The sequence below is a fragment of the Cellulomonas endometrii genome, from assembly GCF_949769265.1.
Classification (GTDB): Bacteria; Actinomycetota; Actinomycetes; order Actinomycetales; family Cellulomonadaceae; genus Cellulomonas; species Cellulomonas endometrii.
The window spans coordinates 29,992-54,376 of the sequence record NZ_CATKPC010000007.1 but is presented as its reverse complement, the minus strand read 5'-3'; the positions used below and the strand labels follow the sequence as shown (position 1 = coordinate 54,376).

At 73.7% G+C, this 24,385-nt stretch carries 26 protein-coding genes; 9 read left to right on the top strand and 17 right to left on the bottom strand.

What is annotated here, in order from left to right:
- Position 1: 1 nt before the first annotated feature.
- Genes QNH85_RS09585 through QNH85_RS09570 form a run of 4 tightly spaced genes read right to left on the bottom strand, consistent with a single transcriptional unit; the run spans position 2 to position 2,723 of the window.
- Complete coding sequence (locus tag QNH85_RS09585; RefSeq protein WP_282946246.1) at positions 2 to 880, bottom strand: cytochrome c biogenesis CcdA family protein; 879 nt, start codon at positions 878 to 880, stop codon at positions 2 to 4.
- Positions 880 to 1,497: a TlpA family protein disulfide reductase gene (locus tag QNH85_RS09580; protein ID WP_428830390.1), complete on the bottom strand. Its 618-nt coding sequence runs from the start codon at positions 1,495 to 1,497 to the stop codon at positions 880 to 882. The genes QNH85_RS09585 and QNH85_RS09580 overlap by 1 nt, the downstream gene beginning before the upstream one ends.
- Before the next feature lie 2 nt (positions 1,498 to 1,499).
- Entirely contained in the window at positions 1,500 to 2,156 is a 657-nt protein-coding gene (locus QNH85_RS09575; protein ID WP_282946066.1) for a histidine phosphatase family protein, read from the bottom strand.
- A gap of 54 nt (positions 2,157 to 2,210) precedes the next feature.
- Positions 2,211 to 2,723 carry a MarR family winged helix-turn-helix transcriptional regulator gene (locus tag QNH85_RS09570; protein WP_213283171.1) on the bottom strand — a complete coding sequence of 171 codons (513 nt, stop codon included), beginning with the start codon at positions 2,721 to 2,723 and terminating at the stop codon, positions 2,211 to 2,213.
- Between the two features lie 130 nt (positions 2,724 to 2,853).
- Between QNH85_RS09570 and QNH85_RS09565 the strand changes: the two genes are divergently transcribed.
- A complete protein-coding gene (locus tag QNH85_RS09565) occupies positions 2,854 to 3,408 on the top strand; it encodes a YceI family protein (protein ID WP_213283170.1) in 555 nt (184 codons plus the stop codon).
- Between the two features lie 269 nt (positions 3,409 to 3,677).
- Here QNH85_RS09565 and QNH85_RS09560 read toward each other — a convergent pair whose 3' ends face one another.
- Positions 3,678 to 4,373: a redox-sensing transcriptional repressor Rex gene (locus tag QNH85_RS09560; RefSeq protein ID WP_282946062.1), complete on the bottom strand. Its 696-nt coding sequence runs from the start codon at positions 4,371 to 4,373 to the stop codon at positions 3,678 to 3,680.
- Between the two features lie 10 nt (positions 4,374 to 4,383).
- The gene (locus QNH85_RS09555; protein ID WP_213283169.1) at positions 4,384 to 4,689 is read right to left on the bottom strand and encodes a glutaredoxin family protein; all 306 of its coding nucleotides are present in this window, start codon (positions 4,687 to 4,689) and stop codon (positions 4,384 to 4,386) included.
- A 34-nt stretch (positions 4,690 to 4,723) separates the two neighbouring features.
- Between QNH85_RS09555 and QNH85_RS09550 the strand changes: the two genes are divergently transcribed.
- Both QNH85_RS09550 and QNH85_RS09545 read left to right on the top strand, forming a co-directional pair.
- Positions 4,724 to 5,551, top strand: coding sequence for an HAD family hydrolase (locus tag QNH85_RS09550; protein ID WP_282946061.1), 828 nt, complete (start codon positions 4,724 to 4,726; stop codon positions 5,549 to 5,551).
- Positions 5,548 to 6,105 (top strand): GNAT family N-acetyltransferase, encoded by a 558-nt coding sequence (locus tag QNH85_RS09545; RefSeq protein ID WP_282946059.1) that lies wholly within the window; start codon positions 5,548 to 5,550, stop codon positions 6,103 to 6,105. Before QNH85_RS09550 ends, QNH85_RS09545 begins: the two co-directional genes overlap by 4 nt.
- Positions 6,106 to 6,121: 16 nt before the next feature.
- Here the strand turns inward: QNH85_RS09545 and QNH85_RS09540 are convergent, their stop codons facing one another.
- Complete coding sequence (locus tag QNH85_RS09540; protein WP_282946057.1) at positions 6,122 to 7,216, bottom strand: arabinan endo-1,5-alpha-L-arabinosidase; 1,095 nt, start codon at positions 7,214 to 7,216, stop codon at positions 6,122 to 6,124.
- The gene (gene arfA / locus QNH85_RS09535; protein WP_282946055.1) at positions 7,209 to 8,717 is read right to left on the bottom strand and encodes an arabinosylfuranosidase ArfA; all 1,509 of its coding nucleotides are present in this window, start codon (positions 8,715 to 8,717) and stop codon (positions 7,209 to 7,211) included. The genes QNH85_RS09540 and arfA overlap by 8 nt, the downstream gene beginning before the upstream one ends.
- Positions 8,718 to 9,067: 350 nt before the next feature.
- Here arfA and QNH85_RS09530 point away from each other — a divergent pair, with 350 nt between their 5' ends.
- From QNH85_RS09530 to QNH85_RS09510, 5 genes are all read left to right on the top strand, one after another.
- Complete coding sequence (locus QNH85_RS09530) at positions 9,068 to 10,417, top strand: ABC transporter substrate-binding protein (RefSeq protein WP_282946053.1); 1,350 nt, start codon at positions 9,068 to 9,070, stop codon at positions 10,415 to 10,417.
- An 87-nt stretch (positions 10,418 to 10,504) separates the two neighbouring features.
- Positions 10,505 to 11,518: a carbohydrate ABC transporter permease gene (locus QNH85_RS09525; protein WP_282946051.1), complete on the top strand. Its 1,014-nt coding sequence runs from the start codon at positions 10,505 to 10,507 to the stop codon at positions 11,516 to 11,518.
- A gap of 17 nt (positions 11,519 to 11,535) precedes the next feature.
- Positions 11,536 to 12,396 carry a carbohydrate ABC transporter permease gene (locus QNH85_RS09520; RefSeq protein WP_282946049.1) on the top strand — a complete coding sequence of 287 codons (861 nt, stop codon included), beginning with the start codon at positions 11,536 to 11,538 and terminating at the stop codon, positions 12,394 to 12,396.
- Positions 12,393 to 13,754, top strand: a complete 1,362-nt coding sequence (locus QNH85_RS09515) for an arabinan endo-1,5-alpha-L-arabinosidase (protein ID WP_282946047.1) — start codon at positions 12,393 to 12,395, stop codon at positions 13,752 to 13,754. Before QNH85_RS09520 ends, QNH85_RS09515 begins: the two co-directional genes overlap by 4 nt.
- Positions 13,751 to 14,449 carry a DUF624 domain-containing protein gene (locus QNH85_RS09510; protein ID WP_282946045.1) on the top strand — a complete coding sequence of 233 codons (699 nt, stop codon included), beginning with the start codon at positions 13,751 to 13,753 and terminating at the stop codon, positions 14,447 to 14,449. The genes QNH85_RS09515 and QNH85_RS09510 overlap by 4 nt, the downstream gene beginning before the upstream one ends.
- Before the next feature lie 34 nt (positions 14,450 to 14,483).
- On the opposite strand, the gene QNH85_RS09505 is transcribed toward QNH85_RS09510, so the two are convergent.
- The 9 genes from QNH85_RS09505 to QNH85_RS09465 all read right to left on the bottom strand — a co-directional run bounded on the left by QNH85_RS09505 (position 14,484) and on the right by QNH85_RS09465 (position 22,863).
- Complete coding sequence (locus QNH85_RS09505; RefSeq protein WP_282946043.1) at positions 14,484 to 15,185, bottom strand: NADPH-dependent F420 reductase; 702 nt, start codon at positions 15,183 to 15,185, stop codon at positions 14,484 to 14,486.
- Positions 15,182 to 16,228 carry an LLM class flavin-dependent oxidoreductase gene (locus QNH85_RS09500; RefSeq protein ID WP_282946042.1) on the bottom strand — a complete coding sequence of 349 codons (1,047 nt, stop codon included), beginning with the start codon at positions 16,226 to 16,228 and terminating at the stop codon, positions 15,182 to 15,184. The genes QNH85_RS09505 and QNH85_RS09500 overlap by 4 nt, the downstream gene beginning before the upstream one ends.
- A gap of 110 nt (positions 16,229 to 16,338) precedes the next feature.
- A complete protein-coding gene (locus QNH85_RS09495) occupies positions 16,339 to 17,394 on the bottom strand; it encodes a LacI family DNA-binding transcriptional regulator (RefSeq protein ID WP_282946244.1) in 1,056 nt (351 codons plus the stop codon).
- A 150-nt stretch (positions 17,395 to 17,544) separates the two neighbouring features.
- Positions 17,545 to 18,465: a carbohydrate ABC transporter permease gene (locus tag QNH85_RS09490; protein ID WP_213283976.1), complete on the bottom strand. Its 921-nt coding sequence runs from the start codon at positions 18,463 to 18,465 to the stop codon at positions 17,545 to 17,547.
- Entirely contained in the window at positions 18,455 to 19,426 is a 972-nt protein-coding gene (locus QNH85_RS09485) for a carbohydrate ABC transporter permease (RefSeq protein ID WP_282946041.1), read from the bottom strand. Before QNH85_RS09485 ends, QNH85_RS09490 begins: the two co-directional genes overlap by 11 nt.
- 16 nt (positions 19,427 to 19,442) lie before the next feature.
- Complete coding sequence (locus QNH85_RS09480; protein ID WP_282946040.1) at positions 19,443 to 20,786, bottom strand: extracellular solute-binding protein; 1,344 nt, start codon at positions 20,784 to 20,786, stop codon at positions 19,443 to 19,445.
- 217 nt (positions 20,787 to 21,003) lie between these two features.
- Positions 21,004 to 21,102 (bottom strand): 30S ribosomal protein bS22, encoded by a 99-nt coding sequence (locus QNH85_RS09475; RefSeq protein WP_003792170.1) that lies wholly within the window; start codon positions 21,100 to 21,102, stop codon positions 21,004 to 21,006.
- 186 nt (positions 21,103 to 21,288) lie between these two features.
- Positions 21,289 to 21,543, bottom strand: coding sequence for a helix-turn-helix domain-containing protein (locus QNH85_RS09470; protein ID WP_282946039.1), 255 nt, complete (start codon positions 21,541 to 21,543; stop codon positions 21,289 to 21,291).
- Positions 21,544 to 21,681: 138 nt separating this feature from the next.
- Positions 21,682 to 22,863 carry an acetoin utilization protein AcuC gene (locus QNH85_RS09465; protein WP_282946038.1) on the bottom strand — a complete coding sequence of 394 codons (1,182 nt, stop codon included), beginning with the start codon at positions 22,861 to 22,863 and terminating at the stop codon, positions 21,682 to 21,684.
- Between the two features lie 128 nt (positions 22,864 to 22,991).
- Here QNH85_RS09465 and QNH85_RS09460 point away from each other — a divergent pair, with 128 nt between their 5' ends.
- Positions 22,992 to 24,374: a TrkH family potassium uptake protein gene (locus QNH85_RS09460; protein WP_282946037.1), complete on the top strand. Its 1,383-nt coding sequence runs from the start codon at positions 22,992 to 22,994 to the stop codon at positions 24,372 to 24,374.
- The last annotated feature ends 11 nt before the right edge of the window (positions 24,375 to 24,385 follow it).

Sequence of the window (24,385 nt, the reverse complement as noted above, 5' to 3'; positions counted from 1 at the left end):
GTCAGACCGCCGGGACGAAGGGCTGGGCGCCGGTGAGCAGGCCCTGGAGCCAGCCCGCCCACGCGGACCACAGCCCGGTGACGAGCGCGATCCCGAGCAGGATGAGGAGGGCGCCGCCGACGCGCATCACGGCGAGACGGTGCCGGGCGAGCCAGTCGAGGGCCCGGCGGCTGCGCTGCAGGCCGAGGGCGACGAGGAAGAACGGCAGCCCGAGCCCGGCGCAGAACGCCAGCGCGAGCAGGGCGCCGCGGCCGGCCGACCCGCCGTCGAGCGAGAGCAGGAGGATCGCCGCGAGCGTCGGGCCGATGCAGGGCGTCCAGCCGATGCCGAACGTCACGCCCAGCACCGGCGCGCCCCACAGGCCGGCCCGCGGGGCGAGCAGGTTCCGCCGGTCCTGCTGCAGGAACGGCACCAGGCCCAGGAACGCCAGGCCCATGACGATCACGCCCACACCGAGCACGCGGGACACCGGGTCCTGCCAGCGCAGCAGGAACGACCCCAGCGTGCCGGCCAGGGAGCCGTACGCGAGGAACACGGCGGTGAACCCCGCCACGAACAGCAGCACCCCGAGCACCAGCCGGCCGCGGGACGGCTCCGGCGCGGTCGCGGTCGCCCCGAGGGACGGCTGCGCGGGGAGGTTCGCGGCGAGGTCGATCGACCCGCCCGACGCGGCCGGGACCCGCGCCGCCCGGGTGCCGGCGGCCGGGGACGCGGACGCCGCGGACATCCCGCCCAGGTAGCCGACGTAGGCGGGGACGAGCGGCAGCACGCAGGGCGAGGCGAACGACACCAGTCCCGCGAGCACCGCCACCGGCACGGCCGCGAGCAGCGACCCGGAGGTGGCGGCCTGCGCGAACGAGTCCCCGACGTCGGCGAGCATCACGCAGCGCCCTCGCCCTCGGCGAGCACCTCGTCGACGAGCGCGCGGAGCGTGGAGCCCTCGGCGAGCCCGACGATCCGCGCGGCGACCTTGCCGTCGCGGTCGAGCACCACGGTGGTCGGCGTGGCCTGGATCGGCACGACGCCCTGCAGCGCGGCGACCGCCTGCTTGTCCCGGTCGTCGATGCTCGGGTACGGGACGTCGAAGGTGCGCTGGAACGACTCGGCCGCGCCGGCGTCGTCGACCCCGTTGATGCCGAGGAGGTGCACGCCGGCGTCCGCGTACTCGTTCGCGATGTCCACCAGGTCGGGCGCCTCCTCCCGGCAGGGCGGGCAGGCGGCGTACCAGGTGTTGAGCACGACCACGTCACCGCGCCAGTCCGCGACGTCGACGGCCTGGCCGGCGAAGTCGGTCCCCGCCACCTCGACGGGGCCCTGCCGGTCGTCGGCGGCCCACTGCGTGAACGAGCCGTCCCCGGAGACGTAGCCCTGGTCCGCCACGTCGGCGTCGCCGGAGCCGCCGCCCGTGCCGTCGTCGCCGGAGCAGCCCGCGAGCGCCAGCACCGCCCCGAGCGCCACCGCGGCGGCCCCGGCGCGACGGCTCCGGACGGCGCGCACGGTCACGCCCCCGCCACGGCGGACGCGCCGGGCAGCAGGTCGGCGGCGGGCTCGGTGTAGGAGATCCGCACCAGGCGGTCGTCCTCGAAGACCAGGCTGGTCAGCGAGGCGAGCGAGCACTGCCGGCGGCGCGGGTCGTGCCACAGCCGCCGGTTCTCCAGCGCGAGCCGGGTCACCCAGATCGGCAGCTGGTGGCTGACCAGCACGGCCTCGTGCCCGCGGGCGGCCTCGCGCGCGCGGTCGACGACGGCCAGCACCCGCGCGACCTGCGTGCGGTACGGCTCCCCCCAGGACGGGCGGAACGGGTTGACGAGCAGCGGCCAGTGCCGCGGGTGGCGCAGCGACCCGTCGCCGACGCCGAACGTCAGGCCCTGGAACTGGTTCTCGGCCTCGAGCAGGCCCTCGTCGGTCTGCACCGGCAGGCCCAGCGCCGCCGCGATCGGGGCGGCGGTCTCCTGCGCCCGCTGCAGCGGCGAGGCGAACAGCGCGGTGACGTCCCGGCGGGGGCCGCCGAGCTCGCCCGCGAGGTGGGCGGCGACCCGCTCGGCCATCTGCTGCCCGCGCTCGGAGAGGTGGTAGCCGGGGAGCCGGCCGTAGAGCACGCCGGTGGGGTTGTGCACCTCGCCGTGCCGCATGAGGTGGAGGGTGGTGGCGACCATGGGGTCAGTCTCGCAAACCAGACTGGGTGGTCGCGCCGTCGTCCCCAGCCGGGCCTAGGACTGCGCGGCCTCCGCGTCGGCGAGCGCCTGCGCGCAGTCGGCCTGGAAGGCGGCGCCGACCGCGGCCATCGCGTCGCCCAGGGCCTGCATCTGCTGCGGGGACAGCACGTCGACCAGGTGCCGGCGCACGGACTCGACGTGCGAGGGCGCGGCGGCGACCAGCCGCTGCCAGCCCGCCTCCGTCATGGTGCAGTTCACACCGCGGGCGTCCTCGAGGCACGGCGCGCGCTCGACGAGCCCGGCGGCCTCCATGCGGCGCACGGTGTGCGTGAGGCGGCTGCGGGAGTGGGCGAGCTCACCCGCGAGCTCGGACATCCGCAGCGTCCGGCCGGGGGCCTCGGACAGGCGCACCAGCACCTCGTACTCGCCCAGCGACAGGCCGGAGTCCTGCTCCAGCTCGTGCGCGAGCACGTCGAGCAGCCGGGCCGTCCCGTCGCGGTACGCGCGCCAGGCCCGCTGCTCGTCCGCCGAGAGCCAGCGGACCTCCTCGGTCGTCGTGGCGACCATCGCCGTCCTCCCCTCAGGCGCAGGTGCGATCTCGTCCGCCGATGGTCCCACCTCTTGCGCTCCGCCTCGCACTGTAGTAGAAATCTCAACTATCAGCAGTTGATGCTTCAACCATCTAGCAGGAGGCACCATGTCGACCACGACGCTCCCCACCGCCCTGACCGCCGGCACCTGGACGATCGACCCCTCCCACACCGAGGCGTCCTTCACGGTCCGCCACGCGGGCATCTCCAAGGTCCGCGGCACCGTCGCGGTGACCTCCGGCACCATCACCGTCGCCGACGACCTGGCGCTGTCCGGCGTGACCGCCGCCCTGGACCCGTCGACCATCAGCACCGGCGACGCGGGCCGCGACGGCCACCTGAAGTCGGCCGACTTCTTCGACCTGGAGAAGTTCGGCGAGTGGACCTTCGCCTCGACCGCCGTCCGCGCGGACGGCGAGGACTACGTCGTCACCGGTGACCTCACCATCAACGGCGTCACCAAGTCCGTCGACCTGGCCACCGAGTTCGGCGGCTCGGCCACCGACCCGTTCGGCAACCAGCGCGCCGGCTTCTCCGCCTCCACGACGATCTCCCGCAAGGACTTCGGCATCACGTGGAACGCGGCCCTCGAGACCGGCGGCGTCCTGGTCTCCGACAAGGTCGTCGTCTCGCTCGAGATCTCGGCCATCAAGCAGGCCTGAGCCTGCCGCGCCCCCGGCACCGGGGGCGCCCCCGACGAGGGCCCGATCGCGCACCCCCTGCCGCGATCGGGCCCTCCTCGCGTCCGGGGCCGGCAATCCACCCCCCGCCCCCCCGCGAGGTCGTCAGGACGGCACGAGGTCGTCAGTCCTGCGGGACGACCTCGTGCGGATGTGACGACCTCGGCGGCCGGGGGGTCCAGTCGGCCGGGGGGTCCAGTCGGCCGGGCGGTTCAGTCGGCCGGGCGGTCCAGTCGGCCGGGCGGTCCGGGTCAGTCGACCGCGGCGACGGGCTCCGGCGCGAGCTCCGGCTCCGGCTCCCGCGACGGCTCCGGTGCCGGCTGGGCGGAGCGTCGGCGGGCGTGGAAGCCGAGGATCTGCAGCTCGGAGCCCAGGTCGACCTCGCGGACGTCCACGCCGTCCGGGACCCGGACGGTGCGGGGCGCGAAGTTGAGGATGCCCGTCACGCCGGCCGCGACCAGCCGGTCGGTGGTGCCCTGCGCGGCGGACGCGGGGGTGGCGACGATCGCGATGCTCGCCCCGACCTCCTCCACGACCTCCTCCAGGCGGTCGACGTGCTCCACGACGTGACCGGCGACGGTCGTGCCGACCAGCGAGGGGTCGGCGTCGAACAGGCCGACCAGCACGAACCCGCGGTCCGCGAACCCGGAGTACGTCGCCAGCGCGTGCCCGAGGTTGCCGATGCCGACGATGACGAGCTGCCGCTCCTCGGCCATGCCGAGCGCCTGGGCGATCTGCTTGCGCAGGTGGTCGACCTCGTAGCCGACGCCGCGCCGGCCGCCCGCACCCAGGTAGGACAGGTCCTTGCGGAGCTGCGCCGGCGACGCGCCGACGAGGTCCGCGAGCTGGTCGGAGGACGTCGTGGTCACGCCCTCGGAGGCGAGCCCGCCGAGGGAGCGCAGGTATCCCGGCAGGCGGGCGACGGTGGTCGGCGGCAGGGCTCGCACGAGGAACAGACTAGGCCGTCGGTCCCGCGGCGAGGGCGTCCCGCACGCGGGCGGCGTCGATCTGCCAGTAGCCGACCCGCGCGCCGTCGACCTCCACGACCGGGACGAGCTCGCCGTAGGCGTCCGCGAGGGTGCGCCCGTCGGGCGTGCGGCCGCCCGCGTCGACGTCGACCTCGGCCCACGAGTCGCCCGTCGCGGCGCACACGTCGGCGACCACGGCACGCGCGTCGGCGCACAGGTGGCAGCCCGCGCGGCCGTACAGGACGACGCGCGGCGGGCGGTCGGCGGGGGCGGGGGCGTCGCTGGTGGTCGGCACGGCACGAGCCTAGGCATCTGGCTACAGTGGCCGGGTGCCCGAGCCCACCGAGCCCGTGACCGGCGCCGCCGTGCAGCCGGGCCGGGTGGCCGCCTTCTTCGACGTGGACAACACCATCATCCGAGGGGCGAGCTCGTTCCACCTCGCCGTGGGGCTCTACCGGCGGGCCTTCTTCCAGCGGGGCGACATCCTGCGGTTCGCGGTGCACCAGTTCCGGTACCTCGCGTTCGGCGAGAACCGCGAGCAGATCGACGAGGTCCGCCAGCGGGCGCTGGAGATCATGCACGGGCGGTCGGTCGCCGAGGTCGTGGCCATCGCGGAGGACATCTACGACGAGGTCCTGTCGCTGCGCATCTTCCCGGGCACGCAGCGGCTGCTCGACCAGCACCTGCGCGCGGGCCACGAGGTGTGGCTGGTGACGGCGACCCCGGTCGAGATCGCGGAGATCATCGCGCGCCGGCTCGGCGCGACCGGAGCGGTGGGCACCGTCGCGGAGCACAAGGACGGGTTCTACACCGGACGCCTGGTCGGGGACCTGCTGCACGGGAAGGCGAAGGCCGAGGCGGTCCGCGTCGTCGCGGAGCGCGAGGGCATCGACCTGTCGCGGTCGTTCGCGTACGGCGACTCCACGAACGACGTCCCGATCCTGTCCGAGGTCGGGTTCCCGTGCGCGATCAACCCCGACGGCCGGCTCCGGAAGCACGCCGCCGAGGTGGGGTGGCCCGTGCGCGAGTTCCGCGGGCGCCGCAACGCCACCCGGCGGGGCGTCGACGCGGCGACCATCGCGGGGTCCGCCTGGGTGGTCGGGCTGGTGTTCCGCACCGCCCGGCGCGCGATCCGGTCCCGCTGGGGCGGGCAGTGACGGGGACGCCTCGGACCGACACGGTCGCGGCGGTCGTCCGGCGCGCGCGGGCCGACGAGGCGGACGCCCTGGCCGCGCTCGCCGCGGTGACGTTCCCGCTCGCCTGCCCGCCGTCGTCCACGCCCGAGGACCACGCCGCCTTCATCGCGGCGCACCTGACCCCGGCGTCGTTCGCGGGCTACCTGGCCGACCCGGCCCGGGACCTGCTGGTGGCGGACGAGGACGGCGCCCTGACGGGCTACACGATGCTGGTCGCGGGCGAGCCGTACGACCCGGACGTCGCGGCGGTCGTGCCGCTGCGGCCGACGGTCGAGCTCAGCAAGTGCTACGTGCTGCCCGGCCGGCACGGCGCGGGCGTCGCGCGGGCGCTCATGGCCGCCAGCCTCGACGCGGCGCGGTCCCGCGGGGCGGCCGGCGTGTGGCTCGGCGTCAACGGGGAGAACGCCCGGGCGCAGGCGTTCTACCGGCGGTCCGGGTTCGCCGAGGTCGGCGAGCGCCGGTTCACGGTCGGCGACCAGGTCCACCACGACCTGGTGCTGCACCAGGCGCTCTGAGCGCAGGACGGACCGGTCAGCCCGCCTGTTCCTCGGCCGTCGTCAGCACCGGCCAGCCCTCGTCGTCCCACGCGATCTCCCGCAGCCCGAGCGTGGGCGTCCCGCCGGTCGCGGCGTCGTAGAAGTGGAACCCGAGGACCCCGCGGGACACCGACTGCCCGCCGGGCCCCACCATGTCGCCGGTGGAGCTCAGCAGCACGTCGCCGCCGTCGAGCAGCAGGTCCGTGCCGTCGCGCGTCACGTAGGGGCCGGTGACCTCCCGCGACCGGCCGACGGCGATCCGGTACGTCGAGTCCGTCCCCTGGCAGCAGGTGTCCTGCGAGACCAGCAGGTAGTACCAGCCGTCGTGCGGCACGACGAACGGCGCCTCGACCGCGTGCGGCGCGGACAGCCGGCTCGCCAGCGGGACCGGCTCGGCGCCGGCGACCGGGAGCCCGTCGGGCCACGCCAGCTCCACGACCTGGACGCCGGACCAGTAGGAGCCGAAGACCATCCACGGCGTGCCGTCGGCGTCCTCGACGATGCCGGGGTCGATCGCGTTGTAGTCGTCGCTGGGCTCCGAGGCCCACACCTCGCCGCGGTCCGTCCAGGCGTAGTCCGGGTCGTCCGGGTCGAGGGTGGGGCTGGTCCGCAGGCCGATCACGGAGCGGTTCGACCCGAACGTCGACGCGGCGTAGTAGAGGTACCAGGTGCCGTCGTGCTGGTAGAGCTCGGGCGCCCAGTAGCTCGTGACCCCCGGCACGGCCTCCTGCGCCCACCGGGGCGCGTCGGACGGGCCCCACGCCGTGCCGGCGTACTCCCAGGTGGCGCCCGCGTCGGTCGACCGGCGCACCTGCACCGCGCCGGCGCCGGTGCGCGCGTCCCCGGTGGAGTACACGTACCAGGGGTCGTCGCCCTCCCCGACGACCAGCGCCGGGTCGTGCACGGTCGCGTCGCCGCCGGCCGGGAGCGCCACCGCGGCGGGGGCGGGGTCGCGGGTGGCCGCGAGCGCGGCGCCCCCGGCCGCGGCGACCGCCACCGCCAGCCCGGTGGCCACCGCCACGGTGCGGCGCCGGCGGGGTGCGGGGGCTCCCGCCGCTCCCGCCGGCGCCGCGGTCGCGGTCTCAGGCACCGAGCCGCACGACGTTCCAGGACACCGGCGGGACCTGGATGGTGAGCCGGCCGCCGTCGATGCCCGCGGTGTCGTTGGTCCGCGGCAGCACCGAGGTGTCGTCGTCGGCCGTGGCGACCCACTGGTGGTCGGGGTTCGACAGGGTCGTGGCCTCGAGCACGCGCAGGCCGGGGATCGACCGGGTGTCGACCTCGAGGGTGACCGTCTCGGTCGTGGAGCGGTTGACGGCGAACAGCGCGACGGCGCCGGTCTCCGGGTCCCGGGTGGCCACGGCGTCGACGAGCGGCGCGTCGCCGAACTTCGCCGTCTCGTAGGTCGGGGCCTCGACGGCGACCTGCAGCACCTCGCCCGTGGCGTACTTCGACGCCTGCGCGAACGGGTGGAAGGTCGTCTGCCGCCAGACCCGGCCGCCGGGCTCGGTCATGATCGGGGCGATCACGTTGACCAGCTGGGCGAGGCTCGCCGACTGCACGCGGTCGGTGTGCCGGAGCAGCGAGATCAGCAGGTTGCCCACCACGACGGCGTCCGCGACGTTGTACTTGTCCTCCAGCAGCACCGGCGCCACGGGCCAGTCGTCCCCGCTCGGCGGGACGGACTCGGCCCGCTTCTGGTACCAGACGTTCCACTCGTCGAACGAGATGTTGATCCGCTTGGCGACCTTCTTGTGCGCCCGCACCCCGTCCGCGACCGCCGCCACGGAGTCGATGAAGTGGTCCATGTCGACCGCGGACGCCAGGAACGAGCCGAGGTCCCCGTCCTCCTCCGCGTAGTACGCGTGGGCCGAGATCATGTCGACGTGCTCGTAGGTCTCCGAGAGCACGGTCTGCTCCCACTGCCCGAACGTCGGGATCGGCACGCCGGACGAGCCGCACGCAACGAGGGTCAGGTCGGGGTCGATCATCCGCATGGCGCGCGCGGTCTCGGCGGCGAGCCGGCCGTACTCGTGCGCCGTCTTGTGGCCGATCTGCCAGGGGCCGTCCATCTCGTTGCCCAGGCACCAGATGCGGATGCCGTAGGGGTCCGCCGCGCCGTTCGCGCGGCGCTGGTCCGACAGCGCGGTGCCGCCCGCGACGTTGCAGTACTCCAGCAGGTCGAGGGCCTCCTGCACGCCGCGGGTGCCGAGGTTCACCGCCATCATCGCCTCGGTGCCCGACGCCTTCGTCCAGCGCATGAACTCGTCGACGCCCACCTGGTTCGGCTCCGTGGAGTGCCACGCGAGGTCGAGCCGGCGGGGCCGCTGGTCGCGCGGGCCCACGCCGTCCTCCCACCGGTAGCCGGACACGAAGTTGCCGCCGGGGTAGCGGACGGTGGACACGCCGAGCTCGCGGGTCAGCTCGATGACGTCCCCGCGGAACCCGTCGGCGTCCGCCGAGGGGTGCTCCGGGTCGTGGATGCCGGTGTACACGCAGCGGCCGAGGTGCTCGACGAAGGCGCCGAACGTGCCGCGGCGGACCGGCCCCACGCGGAACGCCGGGTCGATGGTCAGGGTGACGGTGGTCATGGTTCTCCTCGCGGGTGCCGACGGGTGGCGGAGCGGGGAGCGTGGGGCGGGGTGCCCGGGCGCCCAGCAACGTCGCTGCGGCGGTCTACATCGTTGTACAGCCATCCTGCCCAGCGCTCCTCGCCGCAGTCAACACCCGCGGCCCCGCGCACGCCCGCCGCGATCTCGTGACCGAACCGTTGCTTGACCGCGAGAGGCTCGCCGTGCCAATCTCTCCAACGTTGTAGTTCAACGATGTAGAACACGAGGTCAGCGCCGACCCGCCCGGTCCGGCAGCCGATGACGGCTGCCCGGGACCCGCCGCGCCGCGACGCGCCCGACCTCGGTCCACGAGTGGAGGCACAGGCGCAATGACCACCAAGAGGATCCGGGCGGCGGCCGTCGTGCTCGCCGGGGCGCTGGCCCTGACCGCGTGCGGCTCGGGCGGCGGCGGGGGCGAGGACGGCGGCGACGACACGCTCACGTTCATGTTCCGCGGCGGCGCCGACGAGAAGGCGGCCTACCAGGCGGCGATCGACAAGTTCACCGAGGACACCGGCGTCGAGGTCGAGATGACCGTCACCGACGTCGACCAGTACGCCACGAAGCTCCAGGCCGCGGTGTCGGGCAACAAGGTCCCCGACGTGTTCTACATCGAGCAGGCGAACCTGCAGTCCTACGTCGCCTCGGGCGTCCTGATGGACATCACCCAGCAGGTCGAGGACGCCGGCGTGGACCTCGACAACATCTGGCCCTACGGCGTCGACTCCTACCGGTTCGACGGCACGCTGCAGGGCACCCCCGACGGCGCGCTCTACGGCCTGCCCAAGGACGTCGGCCCGTTCGCGTTCGGCTACAACAAGACGATGCTCGAGGCCAACGGCATCCCGCTGCCGGACCCCGACGTCCCGCTGACGTTCGAGCAGTTCCGCGACATCGCGAAGCAGCTCACCGCGGACACCGACGGCGACGGCGCGCTCGACCAGTGGGGCACCGGCCTGAACGTCCAGTGGAACCTGCAGTCGATGGTGTGGAGCAACGGCGGCGACTGGACCAACGAGGACCGCACCGAGGTCACCGTCGACACCCCCGAGTTCGCCGAGGCGCTGCAGTACTTCGCCGACCTGACCCTCGTGGACGGCGTCACCCCGTCCGCGTCCGAGGCGGCCACGCTCGACACGTACCAGCGGTGGATGGCCGGCGAGATCGGCTTCTTCCCCGTCGGGCCGTGGGACGTGAGCGTCTACAACGACCTGGACTTCGAGTACGACCTGATCCCCTGGCCCGCCGGCTCGACCGGCGAGTCCGCGACCTGGGTCGGCAGCCTCGGCATCGGCGTGTCGAACACGACGTCGAACCCGGAGGCCGCGGTCCAGCTCGCCACCTACCTGTCCACCGACGTGGACGCCCAGCAGACGCTCGTCGACGCGAACGTCCAGGTGCCGAACCTGATCGACATGGCCCAGGAGTGGGCCGCCGCCCCCGACGCCGAGCCCGCCAACCGGCAGGAGTTCCTCGACATCGTGCAGGACTACGGCCGCGCGATGCCCGCGTCGTTCACCTACGGGGCCCAGTGGTACGACGAGCTCTGGGTGAACATCCAGCCGGTGCTCGACGGCGAGAAGACGGCCGCGGAGTACCTCGCGGAGGTGCAGCCGACGATGCAGGCGCTGCTCGACGAGTCCAACACGAACGCCGAGATGGCGGGCGGCGGGGCCTGACCTCCCTGCACCACCGTTCCCCCGTCCCGCCCGGGCGCCGACGCCGCGCCCGGGCGGACGGGGGGTCACCCGCGAAGGAGCACCGGGATGTCACGGACCACCGCTGAACCCACCCCCGTCCCCGCAGCGCCCGCTGCCGGGCTCGTCCCGTCCCCGCCGGACGCCCACGGCACCCGGCGGGCCGGACGCACCACGCCGGACCGGCAGGCGCGCCAGGCCATGCGCCGCCTGCACCGCACCGAGCACCGCTGGGCCGCCGCGTTCATCGCCGCGCCCGTGCTCGGGTTCCTCGTCTTCACGCTCTACCCGCTGCTGTACGCCCTGTACGCCTCCCTGACGCAGTGGAACGGCCTGACCGCACCCCGGTTCATCGGCCTCGAGAACTACACGCGCCTGCTGAGCGACCCCTACTTCCGCCAGACGCTGTGGAACACCGCGTTCTACATGATCGGCATCCCGGTCGGGCTGGTGCTGGCGCTGCTCCTGGCCATCGCGCTGAACCGGAAGATCCCCGGCCAGACCGCGTTCCGGACCATCTACTACGTGCCGGTCATCTCGTCGCTCGCCGCCATCGCGATCGTCTGGCAGTTCGCCTACAACGGCGACTTCGGCCTCGTGAACCAGGTGCTCGCGTGGTTCGGGATCGAGGGCCCGAACTGGCTGCAGGACACCGCCACGGTGAAGCCGGCGATCATCATCCTCGCGGTCTGGAAGGGCCTCGGGTACTCGATGCTGCTGTACCTCGCGGCCATCCAGTCCGTGCCCCGGTCGCTCTACGAGGCGGCGTCGCTGGACGGCGCGAACGGGTACCACCGGTTCCGGTCCATCACCCTGCCGATGGTGCGGCCCGTGACGTTCTTCCTGGTCGTCACGAACATCATCGCCGGGTCCCAGATCTTCACCGAGATCAACATCATGACGCCGACCGGCGGGCCCGAGTTCAGCTCCGCGTCGATCGTCTACTACATCGTCCGGCAGGCGTTCAAGTACCAGCAGATGGGCTACGCCACGGCGATGTCCGTCGTGCTCGGGCTGATCGTCCTCGTCGTCACCGTCGTCCAGTTCCGCCTGAACCGGCGCAACGCGTTCAGCATCGACTGAAGGGGCACCGAGCCACCATGAGTCGCAAGACCCCCCTGAGCACCTCCGCGCAGAACCGCGTCGTGAACACCGTGCTGTTCGTCGTGCTCGCGCTCGGCGCCGTCGTGATGCTCGCGCCGCTGCTGTGGATGGCGACCACCGCGCTGAAGACCAAGGGCGAGGTGTTCGCGCTGCCGCCGGTCTGGATCCCCGACCCGCCGCAGTGGGACACGTTCACCCGCATCTGGACCGAGACGCCGATCCTGTCCGGCTTCCGCAACAGCGTGGTCGTGGCCGGGACCGTCACCGTCGTCGGGTCCGTGACGTCGTCGCTGGCGGCGTTCGCGCTGGCGAAGATGCGGCTGCCCGCGAAGAACGCGATCTTCATCGCCCTGCTGACGGGCCTGATGATCCCCTACCCGACGCTGATGATCCCGCAGTTCGTCATGTTCTCGAAGATCGGCTGGGTCGACACCCTGCTCCCGCTGATCGTGCCGCTGCTGTTCGGGAACATCGTGATGATCTTCTTCCTGCGGCAGTACCTGTCGAGCGTCCCGGACTCGATGGTCGAGGCCGCGAAGATCGACGGCGCCTCGTACCTGCAGATCTTCGGGCGGATGATCTTCCCGCTGATCCGGCCGGCCGTCGCGGCGCAGTTCATCCTCTGGTTCATGACCATCTGGAACGACTACCTCGGCCCGATCCTGTACCTGAACACGGAGTCGAAGCAGACGCTGCAGGTGGTGATCGCGAACCTCAACGTCGAGTACGCCACGCAGCGCGACTACCCGCTGATCATGGCGGCGTCGTTCCTGGCGCTGGTGCCGCTGCTCGTGGTGTTCCTCATCTTCCAGCGGCAGATCATCGAGTCGGTCGCGCTGACGGGGGCCAAGGGATGACGGCCACGGCCCCGGCCGCCGGCCCCGACACCTCGGCCTGGGGCGGCCGGCACGCGCACGACCCCACCGCGATCCGGGACGACGGCACGTACTGGCTGTTCTCGACCGACGCGTACGGCGACGGCCCGCTGCCTCGCGGCGGCGTGCAGGTCCGCCGCTCGACCGACCTGGCGACGTGGGAGTTCCACGGCTGGGCGCTCGACGGGGTGCCCGCCGCCGCGGCCGCGTGGAGCGGCGCCGAGGGGCTGTGGGCGCCCGACGTCGTGCGGGTGCCGGACACCGTGGCCGTGCCCGGCGACGCGCGCTGGCGGATGTACTACTCCGCCTCGACGTTCGGCTCGCGGACCTCGGCCATCGGGCTGGCGACGGCACCGCGCCCCGCCGGGCCGTGGCGGGATCGCGGGCTCGTCGTCACGAGCCGGCACGAGACCGACGGCCCGAACGCCATCGACGCGAACGCGGTGGTCGACGCCGCGGGCCGGCACTGGCTGGTCTACGGGTCGTTCTTCGGCGGCATCCACGCCCTGGAGCTCGACCCCGCGACGGGGTTCGTCGCCGGCGCCGGGACCGGCCCCACCGCCGGGCCGGGCACGCTGCTGGCGGTGCGGCCGCGCAGCGTCGACGGGGCGGTGGAGGGCGCGTTCGTGCTGCCCCGGCCCGGCGGCGGCTACGCGCTGCTCGTGTCGTACGACTCGCTGTTCGACAGCTACCACCTGCGGGTCGGCGTCGGGGACCGGGTCACCGGCCCGTTCCGGGACGCCGCCGGGCGCGCGCTGACGGACCTCGAGGGCGACCCGGCGGCCGTCGGGACGGCGGTGCTCGGCGGGCACCGGCTCACCGGCGGTCCCGGCCTGCTGGCACCCGGCCACGCCTCGGTGCTCACGGAGCCGGCGCCCGGCGAGCCCGGCGGCGTGCGGCACCTGCTGGTGCACCACGTGCGGGACGCCGACGACCCCACGCAGCACGCGGTGCAGGTCCGGCGCCTGGTCTGGACCGCCGACGGCTGGCCGCTGGTGTCGCCGCAGCCGTGGGCGGGCGCCCGGGAGGACGCCGGCGCGGCCGCGTGGCCGGCGGACGGGACCGCGCTCGCCGGGACGTGGGAGGCCGTGACCTTCGACCGCCCGTCCGGGCTCGCGTCCAGCGCCCGGCGGGCCGTCACGGCCGACCGGCTGCGGGGGGTCGTCGCCCGCGGCGCCGGCCGGTTCACGTGGCACCGCGCGGACGGCAGCCGGGCCGAGGCGGTGGCCTTCCCGTCGTGGGACGCCGTGCGCGACCGGCCCGCCCTGTCCTGCGCGGTGCTGGACCGGGGCGTGGTCACGGTCGCGACCCGCGTCGAGGGCGCGGAGCACGCGCGATGACCGCCACCGTCCCGGCCCGCGTGACCGTCCACGACGGCGGCGAGGACGTCCCCGGCTGGGCCGGCGCGGTGATGCGCTGGCTGCGGGGCGCGGTGCGCGTGGTCGCCGTGAACGTGCTCGCGCTGGCCGGCACGCTCCTGGGCGGCGTGCTGCTCGGGGTGCTGCCGGCGCTCGCCGCCGCGCAGGGCGCGCTCGCCGCGTCCACCGCCGGGGACCCGCCCGCCTCGACCTGGCGCGCGTTCTGGTCGGGGTACCGCGGCGGGTTCCGGCGGGTCAACCGGCTGGGTGCCCCGCTGCTGGTCGCCGGGGTGGCGCTGGTCGCGGACGTGCTGGCGCTGCCGGTGCTGGCCGGGGCCGGCGGTCCCGGGGCAGGCGGCCCCGGGGCGACCGGCGCGGCCGCCGTCGCGGCCGCCGGGGTGCTGCTGCTCGGCGCGGCGGTGCTCGTGCTCGGCGCCTGGTTCCTGCCGGTGGTGCGCCGCTACGACGAGTCGTTCGGCCGGACCTGGCGGTTCCTGCTGCTGGCCCCGCCCAGCTCCCCCGGCACGTCCCTGGCGGTGCTCGTGACGCTCGGCGCCGTCGCCTTCGTGGGGTGGCACGTCACGGCGCTGCTGCCGCTGGGCGCGGTCGCCGTGGCGCTGCTGCTGACGGGCCTGGTGGTCGACCGCCGGCTGGACGCGATCGACGCGCGGGCCTGACCGCGCACCGGTCCTCCGCGTCCCGTCGCGCGGATCAGCGGGCTCCGGTGCTCGCCGCCGCGCGGGCCTCGGCGACCACGCGGCCGCGGTCCGAGGCCGGGAACCGGTCGATCATCGCCCGGAGCGTCGCGGCGTCCTCGTTCGCCCCGAACGCCTCGGCGTGCGGCTGCAGGCCGACGCTGTCGGCCAGCGACCCGGCGGGCACCGCGTCGAACCCGAGGCGGTCGACGACCGCGGACACCAGCGCGACCGCCGCGTCGTCGTCCCCGGCGACCGCGATCGCCCGCCGGTCGGGCGCTCCCGCCGGGCGCGGCCCCTCGTCGAGGTCGTGGTAGCCCATGTGGTTGAACGCCTTCACGACCCGGGCGCCCGGCAGCGCCCCGGCGACCAGCGCGCTCGTGGCGACGGCCGGGTCCGCGAGGTCGGGGCGCTCGCCGTCGGCCTCCCACCAGTAGTTCATGGCGTCGGCCACCACCTTCCCGGCGAGCGGCCCGGCGGGGACCTCCCCGAGCCGGCCCAGGGGCAGGGCGAGCACCACGAGGTCCGCGCGCTCGGCGACGTCGGCCGCGGTGGTGGCGACGGCCCCGGGCACCAGCACCTCGACGATCAGCCGGATCCGGTCCGGGTGCCCGGAGCCCGCGACCAGCACCTCGTACCCGGCCGCCACGGCGAGCCGGGCGAGCACGGTGCCGAGCTTGCCGGCGCCCAGGATGCCGAGGGTGCGCACCGGGGTCACGCGGCGGCCCCGGCGTCGTCCGCCAGCAGGTCGCGGACCATCGGGGCGACCCGCGTGCCGAACAGCTCGACCGACCGCATCCGGGCGCTGCTCGGCTGGCGGCCGGCGGTGTAGATGAGGTCGAACCGGCTGACGTCGAGCGCCCGCACCGACCGGGCGATCTTCCGCGCGACCGTCTCCGGCGACCCGAGGTAGAGCGACCCGTGCTCGACCTCGTGGTCGAACTCCGCGCGGCGCAGCGGCGGCCACCCGCGCAGCGCCCCGATGGTGTCGCGCATCTGCTTGTAGGTGGGGAAGAAGATCTCGCGCGCCTGCTCGTCGGTCTCCGCGACGAACCCCGGCGAGTGCATGCCGACCGGGCCCGTCGGCGTCTCGAGCTGCTGCGTGGCCCGCCGGTACAGGTCGACGTACGGGCGGAACCGCTCGGGCTCGCCACCGATGATCGCGAGCATGAGCGGCATCCCGTACCGCGCCGCCCGGACCACGGACTGCGGGGAGCCGCCGACGCCGACCCAGGTGTCCAGGCCGCCCGCGGTCTTCGGGAACACGTCCGCTGCGTCGAGCGCCGGGCGGGTGGTGCCGGTCCAGGTGACGGGCTCCTCGCGCAGCAGGCGCGCGAACAGGTCGATCTTCTCCTCGAACAGCACGTCGTAGTCGGCCAGGTCGTACCCGAACAGCGGGAACGACTCGGTGAACGACCCCCGGCCCAGGATCACCTGCGCGCGGCCCTGCGACAGCGCGTCCACGGTCGCGAACCGCTGGAACACCCGCACGGGGTCGTCGGAGCTGAGCACCGTGACGCCGGAGGCCAGCGTGATGCGGGAGGTGCGGGTGGCGATGCCGGCCAGCACGGTCTCCGGGGACGAGATCGAGTACTCAGGGCGGTGGTGCTCCCCCAGCGCGATGACGTCGACGCCGGTCTGGTCGGCGAGCACCGCCTCGTCGAGCACCTGGCGGATGGCCTCGGGGTGGGTGAGCACGCGGCCGGCGTCGTCCGCCGGCACGTCGCCGAAGGTGTCCAGGCCGAGCTGCACGGCGGTCATGGCGGGTCCTCCCGGGTCGCGGACGCCTCGATCGTGCGTCACGGGTGGTTGAACCGTCAACCACGTCCCGCGATTCCCGGCCGGGGCTCCGCGCGATCCCCGCCCCGCGGTCAGGCCAGCAGCCGGCTCTCCGCCGCCGACGACGCCCGCCCCGCACCGGCGCCCGCGCCGGCCCCGGCGGTGGACTCCCGCACCACGACCTCGAAGTCCGTGACCACCTCGACGTGCTCGGCGGGGGCCGTGCCGGCGACGCGCGCGAGCAGCAGCTCGATGGCGGTGCGCGCGATCTCCTCGCGCCCCGGCGCCACGGAGGACAGCGGCGGCGAGGCGTACGCGGCGTCCTCGATGTCGTCGAACCCGATCACGGCGACCTCGTCGGGCACCGAGACGCCGCGCGCGTGCAGCACGTGCAGGGCGCCGATCGCCAGGGCGTCGTTCAGGGCGAACACCGCGTCGAAGGGCGTGCCCGCGTCCAGCAGCCGGTCCATCGCCTCGGCGCCGGTCGCCCGGTGCCAGAGGCCGGCCTCGGCGACCAGCGCGGGGTCCAGGGGCAGCCCCGCGTCCGCGAGCGCCTGCTCGTAGCCGCGCACGCGCAGGGCGGCGGACCCGACGGTCTCGCCCTCGTGCGCGCCGATCACGGCGATCCGCCGGCGGCCGGAGTCGATCAGGTGCTGGGTGGCGGCCCGCGCCGCCTCGACGTTGCTCATCGTCACGTGGTCCGCGGGCCCGCCGAAGATGCGCTCGCCCAGCAGGACGATCGGGTAGTCGACGGCGAAGTGCGCGCGGTCCTCGGTGCCGAGCGCCAGCGGGGAGAAGATCAGCCCGTCGGTCAGCCGCCGGCGCTGGCTGGTGAGCACCTCGAGCTCGCGCTCGCGGCTCGCGTTCGTCTGCTCGATCAGCACGATGAGCCCGTGCGGCTCGGCGGCCCGGATCACGGAGTCGGCGAGCTCCGCGAAGTACGGCAGGCTCAGCTCCGGCACCGCGAGCCCGATCATCCCGGTGCGGCCCTGGCGGAGGTTGCGGGCGGAGATGTTCACCCGGTAGCCGAGCTCGGCGATGGCGTGCTCGACCCGCTCCTTGGTCTCCGGGCGGATGTAGGGGTAGCCGTTGATGACGTTGGAGACGGTCTTGATGGAGACCCCCGCCATCGCCGCGACGTCGTGCATGGTCACGCCCGCGCCGCGCCGTTTCCCGGCCACCGCCGCCTCCTCCCGCCCGAAGGCCTGCCGTGCGTCGTCGAGCGCGCGCCGGACGTCCCGGGCGCCGCACCGCCAGCGTAGAGCCGGCGGTACGGCGCCCCGTACGAGGGATGCCCCTCAGCGCCCTCCGAGGCCGGTCGTCGCGACCGCCTTGACGATCTGCCGCTGGAACAGCATGAACAGCAGGATCAGCGGCAGCGCGGCGATCACGGCCGACGCCATGGTCTGCGCGTAGATGGTGCCGTACGCGTTCTTCACCGTCGACAGGCCGACCGGCAGCGTCATGAGGTCGGGGTTGTTGGTGACGATGAACGGCCACAGGAAGTTGTTCCAGGCGCCGATGAACACGAAGATCGCGACCGCCGACACGATGGGCCGGGAGATCGGCAGCACGATGGACCAGAAGGTCCGCCAGTGCCCCGCCCCGTCCACCCGCGCCGCGTCCTCGATCTCCTGCGGGACCTCCGCGAAGAACTTCGCGAAGATGTAGACCATCACCGGCGCGACGAGCTGCGGCAGGATCACGCCCTGGTAGGTGTCGACCGCCCCGATCGCGTCCATCTGCCGGAACAGCGGGACGATGAGGATCTGGCCGGGCACCGCGATGAGCGCGATCGTCGCCGCGAACAGCAGGTTCTTGCCGCGGAACTTGGTGCGGGCGAACCCGTACCCGGCGAGCGCGCAGACGGCGACGGTCAGGATCGTCACCGAGCCGGCGATCAGCAGGGTGTTGGCCATCCAGCGCGGCACCTCGCCGCGCTCGAAGACGAGGCGGTAGTTCTCCAGCGTGAAGCCGCCGTCGGGGAACCACTGCAGCGGCACCGACTGGGCCTGGGCCTCGGTCTTGAACGACGTGTCCACCGCCCACAGCAGGGGCAGCAGCCACGTGATCGCCATGATCACCAGCAGGATGATCGAGAGCACGGTCGCGGTCTTGCTGCGACCGAGCACGAGCCCGCGGGTGCGGCGGTTCTCCGCGCGACGCTCGGAGTAGGCGCGACGGACCCCGACGGGGGCCTCGACGGTGTCAACGGCCACGGCGCTGCTCCTTCCGGCGAGCGGTGGTCATCACCTGGAACAGCACGGCGACCAGGATGATGATCGCGAAGTAGATGTAGGACATGGCCGACGCGTAGCCCATCCGGTAGCCGGTGAACCCGGTGTCGTAGATGTACTGCAGGATCGGTCTCGTCACGCCGCCCGGCCCGCTCCCGCCGTTGAAGGCGATGAACATCTGGTCGAAGATCTTGAGCGACGCCAGGACCTGCAGCACCGTGATCAGCACCGTGGTGCCGCTCAGCTGCGGCAGCGTGATCGAGAACAGCCGGCGCCAGGCGCCCGCTCCGTCCAGCGCGGCGGCCTCGTACATCTCGTCGGGGATCGCCTGCATGGCCGACAGGTAGAGCAGGAAGTTGAACCCCACGGTCCACCACACGGTCATGAGGACCATCGACCACATGGCGACGTTCTGGTCCGTCAGCCAGCCGACCTTCTCGAGGCCGAACCGGTCGAGCCAGTAGTTGAAGAAGCCGATCTCGGGCTGGTACAGCCAGACGAAGATCTGCACGACGACGGCCACGGGGAGCATGTACGGCGCGAAGAACGCCAGGCGCCACGCCCACTGCCCGGGCAGGCCGGTGTAGACGAGCAGGGCCATGACGAGCGCGACCAGCACGAGCGGGACGGTGCTCATCAGGGTGAACGCGAGCGTGTGGCCCAGGGTGGACCACATGGTCGCGTCGCTGAAGGCCTCGGCGTAGTTGTCGAGGCCGACCCAGCCGCCGTTGCCCATGAGGGACTGCTCGGTGAAGCTCAGCCCGAGCCCCCAGAGCGTCGGCACGACCAGGAACAGCACGGCGACGACGAGGAACGGGATGACGAACGCCCAGCCGTTGCCCTCGCGGCGGCTGCGGCCGCGGCGGGAGCGGCCCGGCAGGCCGGGGTCCCGCGGCGGGACGGATGTCGCCTGGGACTGGGACGGTGTGGTGACAGTGCTCATGGCTGCGATCCCTCCGTCACGCCGGCGGCTTGGTCTGGAGGGCGTTGTCGAGCGCGGCGATCAACCGGTCGACGGCCTCCTCGGGAGACGACTTGTCGAGCCAGGCGCCCTGGAGCGCCTCCCCGACGCGCGCCTGGAAGTCGGAGCCGGAGCCGGTGAACCACGCCTGCGGGTCGAACACCGCCTGCTCGCTGGCCTCCGCGTAGTGCGACTGCGGCACCTTCTCCTTGTACTCAGCGGACTCGGTGACCTCGCGGTTGGCGGGAATGTGCCCGCCGTCGGACCACAGGAGCGACTTCTGCAGCATCGCCGCGACGGTGGCGTACGCCGCCTCGCGCCGCTCCGGGTCGACGTTGACCTGGTGCGGCAGGACGAACACGTGCGAGTCGCCGTACGTGGCGGGCTGCCCGAAGATCGTCGGCATCGGCATCGCGTCGACGTCGACCCCGGCCGTCAGGAACGACTGCAGCTCCCAGTTGCCGTTGAAGCACATGCCCACGCGGCCGGTGGAGAAGTTCGCCACCGCCGAGGGGTAGTCGCTGTTGGCGATGGCGACGGTGTCGTCGAGCCAGGACTGCACCCAGCTGACGACCTCGACCATCGCGTCGCGGTCGACCTCGGCCTTCTCGCCGGGGTTCAGCACGACCTCCGAGCCGGTCTGCGCGTACAGGCCCCACAGCATGCGGGACATCTGCGCGCCGTCACCGGTGTACCCGTAGCCGACGCCGGCGTACCCGGTGACCTCGGCCATCGCGCGCCCGGCCTCGACGAAGCCCTCCGGGGAGTCCACCCCGACGAGCTTCCCGTCGGACCCGAGCAGGCCGGCCTGGTCGGCGAGCCCCCGGTCGAAGAACAGCAGGAACGCGTGGAAGTCGAGCGGCACGGCCCAGAGCTCGCCGTCGATGTTCGCGCGCTCCCACAGCGCCGGCGGGAACATCTCCTCCGTCACGCCGTGCTCGGCGAGCAGGTCCAGGTCCCAGGGGTCGAGGACGCCGCCCGGCACCCAGCCGGCCACGCGGGTGAGGTGCATGACGGCCACGTCCGGCGAGCGTCCGCCGACCGAGGCCATGACGAGCTTCGTGTAGTACGGGGCGCCCCAGGTGAGCACCACGGGGTCGATGCCGACCGCGGGGTTCTCGTCCTGCACCTCCGTGAGCATCTGCTGGAAGATGCCGCCGTCACCGCCGGTGAACAGGTGCCAGAGCTGGATGCGCGTCTGGGTCGAGGCCGCGGCATCACCCCCGCACCCGCTGAGGGCCCAGGTGCCGGCGATCGCGCCGGCCCCGACCGCTGCCCCGCGGAGCACGGACCTGCGGCTCAGCACCGCGTCGCCCGGACCCCCGCGAACTCCTGAGATCATCCTCGACCTCCCGCCTGCTCCGGTGCGTGCACCGGGGCTTTTCATCGTTGAAGAACCGTGCGGCAGTGAATCAGGACGGGACAAGTCCGTCAAGACATGACAATCCACCCGGGGGCCCGCCGGCGCACGCGGACGCGCCGGTGACGCCCCCCGGGAACGACGAAGGGCCCGGCACACCGTGCCGGGCCCTTCCACGACGCCGCTCGCGCGGCGGTCGTCACTTCTTGTTGCGACGCTGGTGGCGCGTCTTGCGCAGCAGCTTGCGGTGCTTCTTCTTCGCCATGCGCTTGCGGCGCTTCTTGATGACGGAGCCCATGGGTCCTCACTCGCTTCCGGTGGCGAGCGCTCGTCGCGTCCGCCGGTTGTGGTCGATCGACGCGCGGCACGACCAGCCGGGGGAGGGCGGTCCGAACTTCGTCGGCCCGACCCCCGAGGAACGCCCACGCACGGGAAAGTCCGGCCCCACCCTACGCGATGCCGGAGGTCGCCCGCGACGCGCGGGTCAGGAGGACAGGCGTCCGGCGCCCCGGTCGCCCTCGTCGTCGGCCGCCCGGTCGGTGTCGACCAGGTCCAGCCGCGCGGTGGCGAGGTAGTGGTCGAGCGCGTCCTGCGGCACCCGGAACGAGCGTCCGACGCGCACGGCGGGCATCTCGCCCGAGTGCAGCAGCCGGTACACGGTCATCTTCGAGACCCGCATGACCTCGGCGACCTCGGCCACGGTGAGGAACCGGACGCGTCCGGGCTGCTCGCTGGTCATGGCCGCTCTTCTCGTTCGTGCGCGCGCGGCGGGCCGGGCGCGGGACTGGTTCGGCACAGCTGCCGCGTCGCCACCTTAGGGCCTGCTGAGGCTGGTGTGAAAGGGGAGACGGGTGGGACCACCCGAGGGGGTGCAGCCTCAGTCGTGGAGCGGGTCCAGGCCCAGCAGCGGGAAGGTCGCGGAGCGGGTCGCGCGGACCGCCCGGTCCACGGCGTCCGCGGGGTCGAACCCGCTCGACCAGGGCCGCCACACGAGGTCCGCGCCGTCGGACATGGTGCCCGGGCCGGCGCGGCCGTAGAGCTCGACGACCTGCGCGCGCCACTCCTCCGGCATCCGGGTCGCGGGGTCCAGCGGGTGGTGCGCGGCGATCGCCAGCAGGTGCGTCCACGCGCGCGGCACCACGTCCACCACGGCGTACCCGCCGCCGCCGAGGGCCACCCAGCGGCCGCCCGCGACCTCGTGCGCCAGGTCGTGCAGCCACGACGACGCGAGCCGCTCGGCGTCGACGGAGACGTCGAGGTTCGCGATCGGGTCCTCGACGTGCGCGTCGCAGCCGTGCTGCGTGACGAGCACCTCGGGTGCGAACGCGCGCAGGACCGGCGGCACGACCGCGTCGATGGCCCGGAGCCACGCCCCGTCCTGGGTGTGCGACGGCAGCGCGAGGTTGACCGCCGAGCCGGGGGCGCCGGGCCCGCCCGTCTCGTCCGGGTACCCGGTGCCGGGGAACAGGGTCGCCCCGCTCTCGTGCACGGACACGGTCAGGACGCGCGGGTCGTCCCAGAACGCCCGCTGCACGCCGTCGCCGTGGTGGGCGTCGATGTCGACGTACGCGACGCGCTCCGCCCCGGCGGCCAGCAGCGCCCGGATCGCGACCGCCGCGTCGTTGTAGACGCAGAACCCCGACGCCGCGCCCGGCATGGCGTGGTGCATCCCGCCCGTCAGGTTCACCGCGTGCTCGGAGCGGCCCTCCCAGACGGCCAGGGCCGCCTCGCGGCTGCCGGCGACGATCCGGGCGGCGGCCTCGTGCATGTGCGGGAACACCGGGTCGTCCTCGGTGCCGATGCCGCGCGCCGGGTCCCCGGCACCGCCGTCGGACGCCCGGCGCACCGCGGTGACGTACGCGGCCTCGTGGGCGGTCTCGATCTGCGCGTCGGTCGCGGGCTCGGCGCCCACCACCTCGACGCCCGGGAGGTCCAGCAGGCCGAGCGACCGGGCGAGCCGCACCGTCAGGTCGAGCCGCAGCGGCGCCATCGGGTGACCGGGCCCGAAGTCGTATCCCAGGAGCTCCGGCGTCCACACCACGCGCACGCCCCCGGTCATGACCACACCGTAGTCGCTGACCGGCCGCGCCACCGCCGCCGTGCCAGAGTGGTGCCCCCTGCGCGGCCACCGCCGCGCGGGCCGGCAGGGAGACCGCGCGCGGCGCGACGAGCAGGGCGGGAGGCTCGATGGCAGGGGGTGTCCCCAGGGCGGTGTGGGCGGGCCGCGAGCTCGTCGACCGCCTGGCCCGCCAGTCCCCCGCCCGGCTCGCGATCGGGGTGTTCGCGTCGGTCGTCGCCGTGTTCACCGGCCTGCTGTCCATGCCGTGGGCGACGGCCTCCGGCGAGCGGGCGCCGTTCGTCGACGCGCTCTTCACCGCGACGTCCGCGGTCTGCGTCACCGGGCTCGTGACCGTGCCGACCGGCACGTACTGGTCGACGGCCGGCCAGGTGGCGATCCTCGTGGCGATCAAGATCGGCGGCCTCGGCGTCATGACGCTGGCGTCGATCCTCGGCCTCGCGGTGTCCCGGCGGATGGGGCTGACGCAGAAGCTCCTGGTCAGCTCCGAGACCAAGGAGACCCGGCTCGGCGAGGTGGGCTCGCTGGTCCGCACCGTCATCGTGACGTCGACGGCGCTCGAGGTCGCGATCGCGCTCGTGCTGGTCCCCCGGTTCCGCATGCTCGGCGAGGACTGGGGCGAGGCCGTCTGGCACGGGGTCTTCTACGCGGTGTCGGCGTTCAACAACGCGGGCTTCATCCCCACCGAGGAGGGCCTGGAGCCGTTCGCGGCCGACTGGTGGATCCTGCTGCCGATCATCATCGGCGTGTTCATCGGGTCCCTCGGGTTCCCGGTGATCCTCAACATCGCGCGCACCTGGCGCCGGCCGCAGCGGTGGAGCCTGCACTCCAAGCTCACGCTGACGACGTCCGCGGCGCTCGTCGTGTTCGGGTCCGTGATCGTCGCCGCGTTCGAGTGGACCAACCCGAAGACCCTCGGCGGCATCGGGTGGAACGAGACGATCCTGGCGGCCCTGTTCGCCGGCGTCATGCCGCGCTCCGGCGGGTTCTCCACGGTCGACGTCGGCGACATGCACGAGGGCACCTGGCTGCTCAACGACGCGCTGATGTTCGTCGGCGGCGGGTCCGCGTCCACGGCGGGCGGCATCAAGGTGACGACGCTGGCCGTCATGCTGCTGGCCATCGTGGCCGAGGCCCGCGGCGACCGGGACGTCGAGGCCTTCGGCCGCCGCATCCCGCGGGAGGCGCTGCAGGTCGCCATCGCCGTGTCCCTGGTGAGCGCGACCATCGTCCTCGTGACCAGCCTGCTGCTGCTGGCCATCACCGGTGAGACGCTGGACGTCGTGCTGTTCGAGGTGATCTCGGCCTTCGCGACCGTCGGGCTGTCCACGGGGCTGACCTCGTCGCCGTACCTGCCCGACGCCGCCAAGTACGTGCTCACCGTCCTGATGTTCATCGGCCGGACCGGCACGATGACGCTGGCCGCGGCCCTCGCGCTGCGCAGCCGTCGTCGGGTCATCCGGCTGCCCGAGGAGAGGCCGATCATTGGATGACCTGACGAACG